11 protein-coding genes are annotated in these 12,701 nt (G+C 66.4%); 7 read left to right on the forward strand and 4 right to left on the reverse strand.

Going from position 1 to position 12,701, the window contains the following annotated elements:
* Positions 1–45: 45 nt before the first annotated feature.
* Both RA210_RS10190 and RA210_RS10195 read left to right on the forward strand, forming a co-directional pair.
* Positions 46–765 carry a pirin family protein gene (locus RA210_RS10190; protein ID WP_201486368.1) on the forward strand — a complete coding sequence of 240 codons (720 nt, stop codon included), beginning with the start codon at positions 46–48 and terminating at the stop codon, positions 763–765.
* A gap of 20 nt (positions 766–785) precedes the next feature.
* Complete coding sequence (locus RA210_RS10195) at positions 786–1,385, forward strand: FMN-dependent NADH-azoreductase (RefSeq protein ID WP_136490092.1); 600 nt, start codon at positions 786–788, stop codon at positions 1,383–1,385.
* 179 nt (positions 1,386–1,564) lie between these two features.
* Here RA210_RS10195 and RA210_RS10200 read toward each other — a convergent pair whose 3' ends face one another.
* Genes RA210_RS10200 through rloA form a run of 3 tightly spaced genes read right to left on the reverse strand, consistent with a single transcriptional unit; the run spans position 1,565 to position 4,624 of the window.
* The gene (locus RA210_RS10200) at positions 1,565–2,551 is read right to left on the reverse strand and encodes an alpha-L-glutamate ligase-like protein (protein ID WP_201486369.1); all 987 of its coding nucleotides are present in this window, start codon (positions 2,549–2,551) and stop codon (positions 1,565–1,567) included.
* 4 nt (positions 2,552–2,555) lie between these two features.
* Positions 2,556–4,082 (reverse strand): osmotic stress tolerance membrane protein RloB, encoded by a 1,527-nt coding sequence (gene rloB / locus RA210_RS10205; RefSeq protein ID WP_201486370.1) that lies wholly within the window; start codon positions 4,080–4,082, stop codon positions 2,556–2,558.
* A gap of 5 nt (positions 4,083–4,087) precedes the next feature.
* Positions 4,088–4,624 (reverse strand): retropepsin-like aspartic peptidase RloA, encoded by a 537-nt coding sequence (rloA, locus tag RA210_RS10210; RefSeq protein ID WP_136490089.1) that lies wholly within the window; start codon positions 4,622–4,624, stop codon positions 4,088–4,090.
* A 290-nt stretch (positions 4,625–4,914) separates the two neighbouring features.
* On the opposite strand from rloA, the gene RA210_RS10215 reads away from it, so the two are divergent.
* The 5 genes from RA210_RS10215 to prpF all read left to right on the forward strand — a co-directional run bounded on the left by RA210_RS10215 (position 4,915) and on the right by prpF (position 11,730).
* Positions 4,915–5,637, forward strand: coding sequence for a GntR family transcriptional regulator (locus RA210_RS10215; protein WP_136490088.1), 723 nt, complete (start codon positions 4,915–4,917; stop codon positions 5,635–5,637).
* Positions 5,634–6,542, forward strand: a complete 909-nt coding sequence (gene prpB / locus RA210_RS10220; protein WP_136490087.1) for a methylisocitrate lyase — start codon at positions 5,634–5,636, stop codon at positions 6,540–6,542. The genes RA210_RS10215 and prpB overlap by 4 nt, the downstream gene beginning before the upstream one ends.
* Positions 6,543–6,635: 93 nt before the next feature.
* On the forward strand, positions 6,636–7,763 hold the full coding sequence (prpC, locus tag RA210_RS10225) for a bifunctional 2-methylcitrate synthase/citrate synthase (RefSeq protein ID WP_201486371.1): 1,128 nt from the start codon (positions 6,636–6,638) through the stop codon (positions 7,761–7,763).
* 78 nt (positions 7,764–7,841) lie between these two features.
* Positions 7,842–10,445: a Fe/S-dependent 2-methylisocitrate dehydratase AcnD gene (gene acnD, locus RA210_RS10230; RefSeq protein ID WP_201486372.1), complete on the forward strand. Its 2,604-nt coding sequence runs from the start codon at positions 7,842–7,844 to the stop codon at positions 10,443–10,445.
* A gap of 106 nt (positions 10,446–10,551) precedes the next feature.
* A complete protein-coding gene (gene prpF, locus RA210_RS10235) occupies positions 10,552–11,730 on the forward strand; it encodes a 2-methylaconitate cis-trans isomerase PrpF (RefSeq protein ID WP_201486373.1) in 1,179 nt (392 codons plus the stop codon).
* Positions 11,731–11,808: 78 nt separating this feature from the next.
* On the opposite strand, the gene ppsR is transcribed toward prpF, so the two are convergent.
* Positions 11,809–12,627 carry a posphoenolpyruvate synthetase regulatory kinase/phosphorylase PpsR gene (ppsR, locus tag RA210_RS10240; RefSeq protein ID WP_136488952.1) on the reverse strand — a complete coding sequence of 273 codons (819 nt, stop codon included), beginning with the start codon at positions 12,625–12,627 and terminating at the stop codon, positions 11,809–11,811.
* Positions 12,628–12,701 lie beyond the last annotated feature (74 nt).

Consider the following 12,701-nt stretch of genomic DNA (forward strand, 5'->3'; position numbering starts at 1 on the left):
GAAGCTCGGCGCGGCGCGTATCGAACCGATACAGAGGAGATCGACATGCTGGACATCAGACCTGCCGCGGAGCGCGGCCTCGCCAACTTCGGCTGGTTGCACTCCCAGCACAGCTTTTCCTTCGGCAGCTACTACGACCCGGAGCACATGGGGTTTTCCGACCTGCTGGTGATCAACGACGACCGCGTGCGGCCGGGACGCGGTTTCGGCAGCCATCCCCATCGCGACATGGAGATCTTCTCCTATGTGCTGGACGGGGCGCTGGAGCACAAGGACTCGATGGGCAACGGCTCGGTGATCCGTCCCGGCGACGTGCAGGTGATGAGCGCCGGCACCGGCGTGCGGCACAGCGAGTTCAACGCCTCGCGGGAGGAGCCGGTGCACTTCCTGCAGATCTGGATCGTGCCCAGCCGGCGCGGCGTCGCCCCGCGCTATCAGCAGCGCCACTTCGCCGCCGCGGAGAAGCGCGGCCGGCTGCGCCTGATCATCTCGCCGGACGGTGCCCAGGGCTCGCTGTCGATCCACCAGGACGCGCGCGTCTACGCCGGGCTGTTCGACGGCGCCGAGGCGCAGCGCTTCGAGCTGCCGGCCGGCCGCCACGCCTACGTGCAGGTCGCCCGCGGCGCGCTGACCGTCAACGGCCGGCGCCTGGCGGCCGGCGATGGCGCCCGCCTGCGCGATGTCCGCGCGATCGATTTCGGCGCCGGCGAGAACGCCGAGGTGCTGCTGTTCGACCTGCGTCCCCACGAATTGCCGATGTACTGAACCCCCGAGGAGAAATGACCATGAAAATCCTGCAGATCAACGCCAGCGCCCGCTCCGCCGGCGCCAACTCCACCCGCCTGGCCGATGCGATTGTCGCGCGCCTGCTGGCGCAGCACCCGGCCGCCGTGGTCGAGTTGCGCGACCTGGCCAGCGAGCCGCACCCCGTCCTCGACGAGGCCGCGCTGGGCGCGCTGTTCACGCCCGCCGAGCAGCGTGACGCCGCGCAGGCCGCCCGCGTGGCCCTCGACGACGCGCTGATCGCCCAGGTGCAGGCCGCCGACGTCGTGGTGCTCGGCGTGCCGATGTACAACTTCGGCGTGCCGGTGCAGCTGAAGGCCTGGTTCGATGCCATCGCCCGCGCCGGGGTGACCTTCCGCTACACCGAGAACGGCCCGGAAGGCCTGCTCAAGGGCAAGCGCGTCTACGTCGCCCTGGCCCGCGGCGGCATCTACCGCGACACCCCGGCCGATTCCCAGGTGCCGTACCTGAAGACGATGCTGGGCTTCCTCGGCATGACCGAAGTCGAGTTCGTCTATGCCGAAGGCCTGTCCATGGGAGCGGTCGGTGTCGACAAGGCCTTCGCCGCGGCGCAGGAGCAGATCGAGGCACTGATCGCCTGACCGCCACCGCAGAAGGAAAGGCGCCCGTGAGGCGCCTTTTGCCGTCGGCAGGCCTGCCGGAGCTCCGGCCGCTGTGGCGTGTGCGGTTTGCACAGGAGGGGTCGCAGGGCGGTGCCGGGGCTGGCGCCCGGCAACGGGGGATGGCAGGCGGGTGGCCCGGAGGCTACCCGCCTGGCAGGTCAGAGTTCGACCGGCTTGACGTGGCCGAACACTTCCTGGGAGAAGCGCACGCGCTGTTCCGGGGTTTCCTTGATGCCCTTGGCCTTGAGCTCCTCCAGACGCGCTTCCACGGCGTGGGCGCGATGGGTCAGGCCGCAGTCGTTGGCGATCTGGATGTTCAGGCCGGGGCGGGCGTTGAGCTCGAGGATCAGCGGGCCCTTGTCGACGTCGAGCACCATGTCCACGCCGATGTAGCCGAGGCCACACAGCTCGTAGCAGCCGGCGGCCAGCTTCATGAAGCCGTCCCAGTTGGGCAGCTGCACGCCGTCCACCGCATTGGCGGTGTCCGGGTGCTTGGTGATCCGGTTGTTCAGCCAGGTGCCGCGCAGGGTGAGGCCGCTGGCCAGGTCGACACCGACGCCGATGGCGCCCTGGTGCAGGTTGGCCTTGCCGTTGGACTGGCGGGTCGGCAGGCGCAGCATGGCCATCACCGGGTAGCCCATCAGCACGATGATGCGGATGTCCGGCACGCCCTCGTAGCTGATGCTCTTGAAGATCGGGTCCGGGGTCACCCGGTACTCGATCAGCGCGCGGTCGCGGCCGCCGCCCAGCGAGTACAGGCCGGAGAGGATGCTGGACAGCTGCTGCTCGATCTCGTCGCGGCTGACGATCTTGCCGGAGACGGTCTTGAAGCGCCCCTCGAAGCGGTCGGCGATCACCAGGATGCCGTCACCGCCGGCGCCCTGCGCCGGCTTGATCACGAAATCGTTGTGCTCGCCGATGATCTTGTCGAGGTTCTCGATCTCCTTCTCCGTGGAGATGATGCCGTACATCTCCGGCACGTGGATGCCGGCGGCGATGGCGCGCTCCTTGGTGAGGATCTTGTCGTCCACCACCGGGTACAGACTGCGCTTGTTGTACTTCAGCACGTAGTCCGCGTTGCGCCGGTTGATGCCCATGATGCCCTTGGCACTCAGGGCCTTCCAGGTTTTGATCAGGCCGAACATGGCATCAGTCCTTGAGGAAGGCTTTGAAGCGGAACAGTTCGGTCAGGCGGTAGCCGCGGTAGCGACCCATCGCCAGCATGAAGCCCACCAGGATCAGCAGCACCGCCGGGAAGGTGAACACGAAGTAGGTCAGCTCCGGGATGCTCATCAGCAGGTGCGCCAGGGTGGCGGCGATCAGGGTGCCGACGGCGACCTTGAAGGCATGGCTGCCGCCGCGCTCTTCCCAGGTGATCGACAGGCGTTCGATGGTCATGGTCAGGATCACCATCGGGAACAGCGCCACCGACAGGCCGCGCTCGAGGCCGAGCTTGTGGCTGAACAGGCTGATCACCGCGATCAGCACCACCACGAAGGTCAGCACCACCGACAGGCGCGGCAGCATCTGCAGCTTGAGGTGCTCGAGGTAGGAGCGCAGCGACAGGCCCAGCGCGGTGATGATGGTGAACAGCACGATGCCGAAGCCCAGCTGGGTCTCGCGGAAGGCCAGGGCGATCAGTACCGGGGTGAAGGTGCCGAGCGTCTGCAGGCCGCCGAGGTTGCGCAGGATCAGGATCACCAGCACGCCGATCGGGATCATGATCATGATCTGGTAGGTCTGCTGGGTCTGCAGCGGCAGGCCGTACAGCGAGTACTCGAGGAAGCCGGCGTCGGCCGACTCGTCGGACTGCTTGGCCAGGCGGATGGCGTTCAGCTCGCTGGTGTTGAGGGTGAAGCTGACCTGCGCCTGCTTGCCGCCGTCGATGCTGAGCAGCGGGGCATCGCCCAGCCACCAGATCAGGCGGTCGCGCGGCAGGCCCTGCTGGCCATTGGCCGGGTTGAAGTACAGCCAGTTCTCGCCGTTGAAGCTGCGCAGCCACAGCTCCGGGGTCTGCGCCTGGTTCTCGATCAGGCGGATGGTGCGGACCTGCTCCAGCGGCACGTGGGCGATGGACAGCAGCAGGTCGATCACGCGGGCGCGCTTCTCGATGGAGGTGTCGCCGGCCAGCAGCAGCTTGACGTTGTCGTCATTCAGGTTGTTGACGCGCTTGATGGTCTCGGTGACGAAGGTCTCGACGTCGGCCGAGTGCTGGCGGATGGGTGCCAGCAGGGCTTCGGCAGCGATCTGCTCGGGGCCGGCGATCGGCAGGCTTTCGCGGTAGATCGGCCCGGTTTCCTTGGGCTTTTCCGTGCTGTAGCGCTGGGTCAGCACCATGCGGTAGTACAGGGTCTGCGGGCCGCTGGCGCGGCGTGCCGACCAGGTCACCCGGCGGTTGCCGTCGACGTTGTTGACGCTGACGCCGTAGTTGTTGGAGATGAAGCTCTCGTTGAGGCTGACGAAGTCCTGGCCCAGCGGCGGCACGAACATCTGCACCTTGACCGGGTTGCGCGGGTTGGCCTGGAATTCCACCTTGGCGTCGATGTTCCAGACATTGTCGGTTTCCGCCTCGGTCACCGGGATGCCGAGAACGAAAATCTGGTAGGCGGTGATCGCCACGCCCAGGCTCACCAATATGGCGATGAGGACTTTCAGGTGCAGTGTGAGAGAGCGCATCGAGTTTACTCGTTCGAGTGTGCAACGTTGGAACAGGCGGGCTTGCCGGCTGCGTACTTGAGGCTGGGGTCTACCAGGGCGCCGAAGCGCTTGAGCGCCTCGGAGCCGATCAGTAGCGGGTATTGGAAGGCGCTGCGGTCGGTCAGGTTCACTTCGATGGTGCGTAGCGTGTTGCCCATGCAGACATCCAGTTCGATCACAGGCCTTGCCGTGTAGGTCTTGCCCTCGTCGGGATCGAAGTCGCCGGCGCGGCGCTTGATCTTGCTGATGCGGGCCAGGGGTTTCTCGAGCGGCGCCGCGCTGTCCTCGTCGGTGCCGAGGTTGAAGCGTACCCAAGCCTCGCCGTTGCGTTTGAAACGCTTGATGTTGCGCGCGCTGAGCGAGGCGGTCTTGGCGCCGGTGTCGAGTTTGGCAGCCAGAACGCTGCCGAGTTCCGGCAGCTGGGCATATTCGTTGAGACCGTAGACGGTCTTTTCGGCAGCCAGGCTAAGGCTGCAGGGCATCAGCAGGCTGAGTAGCAAGACGAGGGGCTTGAGTCTCATAGGTCCTGTGCGATGGCGCGTGATGGGGCCGAAGGGCGGGGCGGCAGCGGGCGGCGATGCTCGGCCGGCTGCCGCGCGGGCGGGCTGCATTCTAGCACGCGGGTCTGGGGTGGGCGACAGCCGGTACCGGCTGGCTGCCCACTCTGGCACGGCCTGTGACAGGGGCACGCAAGAATCGTGACGGGATGGGCGCTCATCACCCAATTGTCGACAATCGTCTAAGTGGGTTTGACATGAAATGGGGTTTGCCCTAGTTTTTGGTCATCCGAATCGTTGATATGTCGACAATCATGAGCGAAGCCCTTGCCGAAAGTCTGCTGGCGGACGAGGAGTCCGGAACTCTCTCCGACCACGTGTTCCGCTGCATCCAGTCGGCCATCGTGCGCGGCGAGATCGCCCCGGGCAGCAAGATTTCCGAGCCGGAGCTGGCGCGCGCCTACGGCATCAGTCGCGGACCGCTGCGCGAAGCGATCCGCCGCCTGGAAGGCCAGCGCCTGCTGGTGCGCGTGCCGCATGCCGGTGCGCGGGTGGTGTCGCTGAGCCCGGCCGAGCTGCTCGAGCTGTATGAGATCCGCGAGTCGCTGGAGGGCATGGCCTGCCGCCTGGCCGCCGAGCGCATGAGCGAGGCGGAGATCGACGAGCTGCGCCGGGTGCTCGACACCCACGAGCGCGACGAGGCGTTCCAGGCGGGCCGCGGCTACTACCAGCAGGAAGGCGATTTCGACTTCCACTACCGGATCATCCAGGGCAGCGGCAACCGCACCCTGGCCAATCTGCTGTGCAACGAGCTGTACCAGCTGGTGCGCATGTACCGCATCCAGTTCTCCACCATGCCGAACCGGCCGCGCCAGGCCTTCGCCGAGCACCATCGCATTCTCGACGCCATCGCCGAGCGTGACGGCGAGCTGGCCGAGCTGCTGATGCGCCGGCACATCGCGGCATCCAAGCGCAACGTCGAGCGTCACTTCCAGGACGCTTCCCCCAAGAACGCCAAGCAACGAGGTAAGTCATGACCAAGAAGACTCCCGGCCAGAAGTTCCGCGACGCCGTCGCCAGCGAGAACCCGCTGCAGATCGTCGGTGCCATCACCGCCTACGCCGGGCGCATGGCCGAGGCCACCGGCTTCAAGGCGCTGTACATCTCCGGGGGCGGTGTGGCCGCCAACTCGCTGGGCATTCCCGATCTCGGCATCAGCACCATGGAAGACGTGCTGACCGACGCCCGCCGCCTGACCGATGCCACCACCCTGCCGGTGCTGGTCGACATCGACACCGGCTGGGGCGGCGCCTTCAACATCGCCCGCACCATCCGCTCGTTCGAGAAGGTCGGCGTGGCCGCCGTGCACATCGAGGACCAGGTCGGCACCAAGCGCTGCGGCCATCGTCCGGGCAAGGAAGTGGTGAGCACCGAGGAGATGGTCGACCGCATCAAGGCCGCCGTCGACGCCCGTCAGGACGACAGCTTCGTGATCATGGCGCGTACCGACGCGCTGGCCGGCGAGGGCCTGCAGGCCGCCATCGACCGCGCCTGCGCCTACGTCGAGGCCGGCGCCGACATGATCTTCCCCGAGGCGATGACCGAGCTGCCGATGTACAAGCAGTTCCGCGCCGCGGTGAACGTGCCGATCCTCGCCAACATCACCGAGTTCGGCCACACCCCGCTGTTCACCTGCGACGAGCTGGCCTCGGTCGACGTGGACATGGTGCTGTACTGCTGCGGCGCCTACCGGGCGATGAACGCCGCGGCGCTGAAGGTCTACCAGGCGATCCGCGAGCAGGGCACCCAGAAGAACGTGGTCGAGATCATGCAGACCCGTGCCGATCTGTACAAATACCTCGGCTACCACGCCTACGAGGACAAGCTCGACGAGCTGTTCGCCCAGAAGAAGCAGGAAAAGATCCAACCGCGGGAATGCTAACTAAAGCAGCATGGAAGGATTCGAGTCTCCCGATTGAGACTCCTGTTGTTGGTTGCTGTATCCGTCTAAAAATTCGAAAAGAGGAACAACGCAATGGCTGAAGCAAAAGTACTGAGTGGCGCTGGTCTGCGTGGTCAGATCGCCGGACAGACTGCCCTGTCCACCGTCGGCAAGGAAGGTGCCGGCCTGACCTACCGCGGCTATGACGTGCGCGAGCTGGCCAAGGACTGCCTGTTCGAGGAAGTCGCCCACCTGCTGTTCTACGGCGAACTGCCCACCCAGGCCCAGCTGGACGCCTACCTGACCCAGTTGCAGACCCAGCGCGATCTGCCCCAGGCCCTCAAGGAAGTGCTCGAGCGCATTCCGGCCAGCGCCCACCCGATGGACGTCATGCGCACCGGCTGCTCGATGCTCGGCAACCTGGAGCCGGAAGAGAGCTTCGCGCAGCAGCTGGAGAAGGCCAACCGCCTGATGGCCGCCTTCCCGGCGATCATGTGCTACTGGTACCGCTTCAGCCACGAAGGCGTGCGCATCGACTGCACCAGCGACGCGCCGGATCTGGGCAGCCACTTCCTGACCCTGCTGCACGGCAAGGCTCCGAGCGAGCTGCACCGCAAGGTGATGAACGTGTCGCTGATCCTCTACGCCGAGCACGAGTTCAACGCCTCGACCTTTACCGCCCGCGTCTGCGCCTCGACCCTGTCCGACCTGTTCTCCTGCATCACCGGCGCCATCGGCTCGCTGCGCGGCCCGCTGCACGGCGGCGCCAACGAGGCGGCGATGGAGATGATCGAGAAGTTCGCCACTCCGGAAGAGGCCACCGAAGGCACCCTGGCCATGCTGGCGCGCAAGGACAAGATCATGGGCTTCGGTCACGCCATCTACAGCGTCTCCGATCCGCGTAACGAGGTGATCAAGGGCTGGTCCAAGCTGCTCGCCGAGGAAGTCGGTGACACCGTGCTGTTCCCGGTTTCCGAAGCCATCGACAAGGTCATGTGGGAGCAGAAGAAGCTGTTCCCCAACGCCGACTTCTACCATGCGTCTGCCTACAACTTCATGGGCATCCCGACCAAGCTGTTCACCCCGATCTTCGTCTGCTCGCGGGTCACCGGCTGGGCGTCCCACGTGTTCGAGCAGCGTTCCAACAACCGCATCATCCGTCCGAGCGCCGAGTACATCGGCGTCGAGCCGCGCGCCGTGCCGCCGCTGGCGCAGCGCTGATCTGGAACGGGGGAGTCCCTACGAGGGGCTCCCCTGCCGGTTCCACAAACGATCGTTAACCGATTGAGTCTCCGCCCAATGAATACTGAATATCGCAAGCAACTGGCCGGCACCAGCCTGGACTATTTCGACACCCGTGCGGCCGTCGAAGCCATCCAGCCGGGTGCCTACGACAAGCTGCCGTACACCTCGCGTGTGCTGGCCGAGCAACTGGTGCGCCGCTGCGAGCCGGCCATGCTGACCGACTCGCTGAAGCAGATCATCGAGCGCAAGCGTGACCTGGACTTCCCGTGGTACCCGGCCCGCGTGGTCTGCCACGACATCCTCGGTCAGACCGCGCTGGTCGACCTGGCCGGTCTGCGCGATGCGATTGCCGAACAGGGCGGCGACCCCTCCAAGGTCAATCCGGTGGTGCCGACCCAACTGATCGTCGACCACTCGCTGGCCGTGGAAGCCCCGGGCTTCGATCCGGACGCCTTCGCCAAGAACCGCGCCATCGAAGACCGCCGCAACGAAGACCGTTTCCACTTCATCGAGTGGACCAAGACCGCATTCAAGAACGTCGACGTGATCCCGGCCGGCAACGGCATCATGCACCAGATCAACCTGGAGAAGATGTCGCCGGTGATCCAGGCCCGCGAAGGCGTGGCCTTCCCGGATACCTGCGTCGGTACCGACTCGCACACCCCGCACGTCGACGCCCTCGGCGTGATCGCCATCGGCGTCGGCGGCCTGGAAGCCGAGACCGTGATGCTCGGCCATCCGTCGATGATGCGCCTGCCCGACATCGTCGGCGTCAAGCTGACCGGCAAGCACCAGCCCGGCATCACCTGCACCGACATCGTCCTGGCGCTGACCGAGTTCCTGCGCAAGGAGCGCGTGGTGGGTGCCTACGTCGAGTTCTTCGGCGAGGGCGCCGACAGCCTGTCGATCGGCGACCGCGCCACCATCTCCAACATGTGCCCGGAGTACGGCGCCACCGCGGCGATGTTCTACATCGACCAGCAGACCATCGACTACCTCAAGCTGACCGGTCGTGAGCCGGAGCAGGTCGCCCTGGTCGAGCAGTACGCCAAGGAGACCGGCCTGTGGGCCTCCGCGCTGACCGGCGCCGAATACGAGCGCGTGCTCGAGTTCGACCTGTCCAGCGTGGTACGCAACATGGCTGGCCCGTCCAACCCGCACCGTCGCCTGCCGACCTCGGCCCTGCACGAGCGCGGCATCGCCGACGAGGCCAAGCTGGCCGCCGCCCGCGCCGAAGAGGCCGAGGGCCTGCTGCCGGACGGCGCGGTGATCATCGCCGCCATCACCAGCTGCACCAACACCTCCAACCCGCGCAACGTGGTCGCCGCCGGCCTGCTGGCCAAGAAGGCCAACGAGCTGGGTCTGGTGCGCAAGCCGTGGGTCAAGACTTCCTTCGCCCCGGGCTCCAAGGTCGCCAGGCTGTACCTGGAAGAGGCCGGCCTGCTGCCGGAGCTGGAGAAGCTCGGCTTCGGCATCGTCGGCTATGCCTGCACCACCTGCAACGGCATGTCCGGCGCCCTGGATCCGCAGATCCAGCAGGAAATCATCGACCGCGACCTGTACGCCACCGCCGTATTGAGCGGCAACCGCAACTTCGACGGCCGTATCCACCCGTACGCCAAGCAGGCCTTCCTGGCCTCGCCGCCGCTGGTGGTCGCCTACGCCCTCGCCGGTACCGTGCGCTTCGACATCGAGAAGGACGCGCTGGGCTTTGATGCGAACGGCAACCCGATCACCCTGAAGGACCTGTGGCCGTCCGACGAGGAGATCGACGCCATCGTCGCCGCCTCGGTGAAGCCGGAGCAGTTCAAGCAGGTCTACATCCCGATGTTCGACCTGGGCAGCATCGAGGAAGCCAAGAGCCCGCTGTACGACTGGCGCCCGATGTCCACCTACATCCGCCGTCCGCCGTACTGGGAAGGTGCGCTGGCCGGCGAGCGTACCCTCAAGGGCATGCGTCCGCTGGCGATCCTGCCGGACAACATCACCACCGACCACCTGTCGCCGTCCAACGCCATTCTGGCCAGCTCGGCGGCCGGCGAGTACCTGGCCAAGATGGGCCTGCCGGAGGAGGACTTCAACTCCTACGCCACCCACCGCGGCGACCACCTGACCGCCCAGCGCGCCACCTTCGCCAACCCGCAGCTGGTCAACGAGATGTGCGTGGTCGACGGCCAGGTGAAGAAGGGCTCGCTGGCCCGCGTCGAGCCGGAAGGCCAGGTCATGCGCATGTGGGAAGCCATCGAAACCTACATGAACCGCAAGCAGAACCTGATCATCGTCGCCGGTGCCGACTACGGTCAGGGTTCCTCGCGCGACTGGGCGGCCAAGGGCGTGCGCCTGGCCGGCGTGGAAGTGATCGTCGCCGAAGGCTTCGAGCGCATCCACCGTACCAACCTGGTCGGCATGGGCGTGTTGCCGGTCGAGTTCAAGCCGGGCACCACCCGCCTGACCCTCGGCCTCGACGGCACCGAGACCTACGACATCGAGGGCGAGCTGTCGCCGCGCTGCGACCTGACCCTGGTCATTCACCACAAGAACGGTGAAGCGACCCGCGTGCCGGTGACCTGCCGCCTCGACACCGCCGCCGAAGTCAGCGTGTACCAGGCCGGCGGCGTGCTGCAGCGTTTCGCCAAGGACTTCCTCGGCCAGGCCTGATCGCTTCTGCCGGTCCGGTCCGCGCACGGCGGCCGGGCCGGCAGTCCGCGCACTTCCATCCCCGCGCCGCCGTCCGGCGGCGCGGTCTCATGAGGACGAGATTCCCATGGCGCATGTACCCCAGATTCGCGTTCCTGCCACCTATATCCGTGGTGGCACCAGCAAGGGTGTGTTCTTCCGTCTGCAGGACCTGCCGCAGGCCTGTCAGGTGCCGGGCGAGGCCCGCGACAAGCTGCTGCTGCGGGTGATCGGCAGCCCCGATCCGTACGGCCAGCAGATCGACGGCATGGGTGGCGCGACCTCCAGCACCTCCAAGACCGTGATCGTCGCCAGGAGCGAGCAGCCGGAGCATGACGTCGACTACCTGTTCGGTCAGGTGGCGATCAACAAGGCGTTCGTCGACTGGTCCGGCAACTGCGGCAACCTGACCGCGGCGGTCGGCGCCTTCGCCATCGCCGGCGGTCTGGTCGATGCTGCGCGTATCCCGCAGAACGGCATCTGCACCGTGCGCATCTGGCAGAAGAACATCGGCAAGACCATCATTGCCCACGTGCCGATCACCGACGGCCAGGTGCAGGAAACCGGCGACTTCGAACTGGACGGCGTGACCTTCCCGGCCGCCGAGGTGGTCATCGAGTTCATGGATCCGGCCGACGGCGAAGGTTCGATGTTCCCCACCGGCAACGTGGTGGACGACCTGGAAGTGCCGGGCGTCGGCACCTTCAAGGCCACCATGATCAACTCCGGCATCCCGACCATCTTCGTCAACGCCGCCGACATCGGCTACACCGGCACCGAGCTGCAGAAGGACATCAACGCCGACGCCGAGGCGCTGGCCCGCTTCGAGACCATGCGTGCCTACGGCGCGCTGAAGATGGGCCTGATCGCCGACATCGCCGAAGCGGCTGCCCGCCAGCACACGCCGAAGATCGCCTTCGTCGCGCCGGCCACCGACTACGTCGCCTCCAGCGGCAAGACCGTGGCCGCCGGCGAGATCGACTGCTGCGTGCGCGCGCTGTCGATGGGCAAGCTGCACCACGCCATGATGGGCACCGCCTCGGTCGCCATCGCCACCGCCGCGGCGGTGCCGGGCACCCTGGTCAACCTGGCGGCCGGTGGCGGCCAGCGCGACGCGGTCACCTTCGGCCATCCGTCCGGCACCCTGCGCGTCGGCGCGGCGGCCGAGATCGTGGGCGGCGAGTGGACCGCCACCAAGGCGGTGATGAGCCGCAGCGCCCGCGTGCTGATGGAAGGCTTCGTCCGCGTGCCGGGCGACGTCTTCTAAGCGACGCACCTGCGCTGCAAAAAAGGAAAAGGCCCGGGTTTCGGGCCTTTTCCTTCGGTGCCGTCGAACCTGCCGGAGTTACTTGAGGCGGCGTTCGACGCCCTTTTCCACCAGGATCTTGGCGGCGATTTCCTCCACCGAGAAGTGCGTGGAATTGATGAACGGGATGTTCTCGCGGCGGAACAGGCTCTCCACCTCGCGGACCTCGAACTCGCACTGGGCGTAGCTGGCGTAGCGGCTGTTGGGCTTGCGCTCGTTGCGGATCGCCGCCAGGCGGTCGGGATCGATGGTCAGGCCGAACAGCTTGCCCTTGTGCTCCTTGAGGGCGGCAGGCAGCTGCAGGCGCTCCATGTCGTCCTCGGTCAGCGGGTAGTTGGCGGCGCGGATGCCGTACTGCAGGGCCATGTACAGGCAGGTGGGGGTCTTGCCGCAGCGCGACACGCCGACCAGGATCAGGTCGGCCTTGCCGTAGTAGTGGGTGCGGGCGCCGTCGTCGTTGTCGAGGGCGAAGTGCACCGAGTCGATGCGCTCCATGTAGTTGGGGTTGTGCGCGATCGAGTGCGACTTGCCCACCGAGTAGGAGGAGTGCGAGGCCAGTTCCTGCTCCAGCGGCGAGAGGAAGGTCGAGAAGATGTCGACCATGAAGCCGTTGCAGTGCGACAGCACCTCGCGGATGTCGCGGTTGACGATGGTGTCGAAGATGATCGGCCGCACGCCGTCCGCCTCGGCAGCGGCGTTGATTTGTTGTACCATCGCACGGGCTTTTTCCACGGTATCGATGTACGGCCGGGTCAGTTTGTGGAAGTTGATGTTCTCGAACTGCGCCAGCAGACTCTGGCCGAGTGTTTCGGCGGTGATGCCGGTGCCGTCGGAGATGAAGAAAGCGGTGCGTTTCATGGGCGCCTGGCCTTGCGATGGGAGTTGTCCCGGCTGGATCCACGGACGCGCAGGAGCGCCCGGTGTGCCGTACG

The organism is Pseudomonas sp. OF001, from assembly GCF_904426495.1.
GTDB lineage: Bacteria > Pseudomonadota > Gammaproteobacteria > Pseudomonadales > Pseudomonadaceae > Geopseudomonas.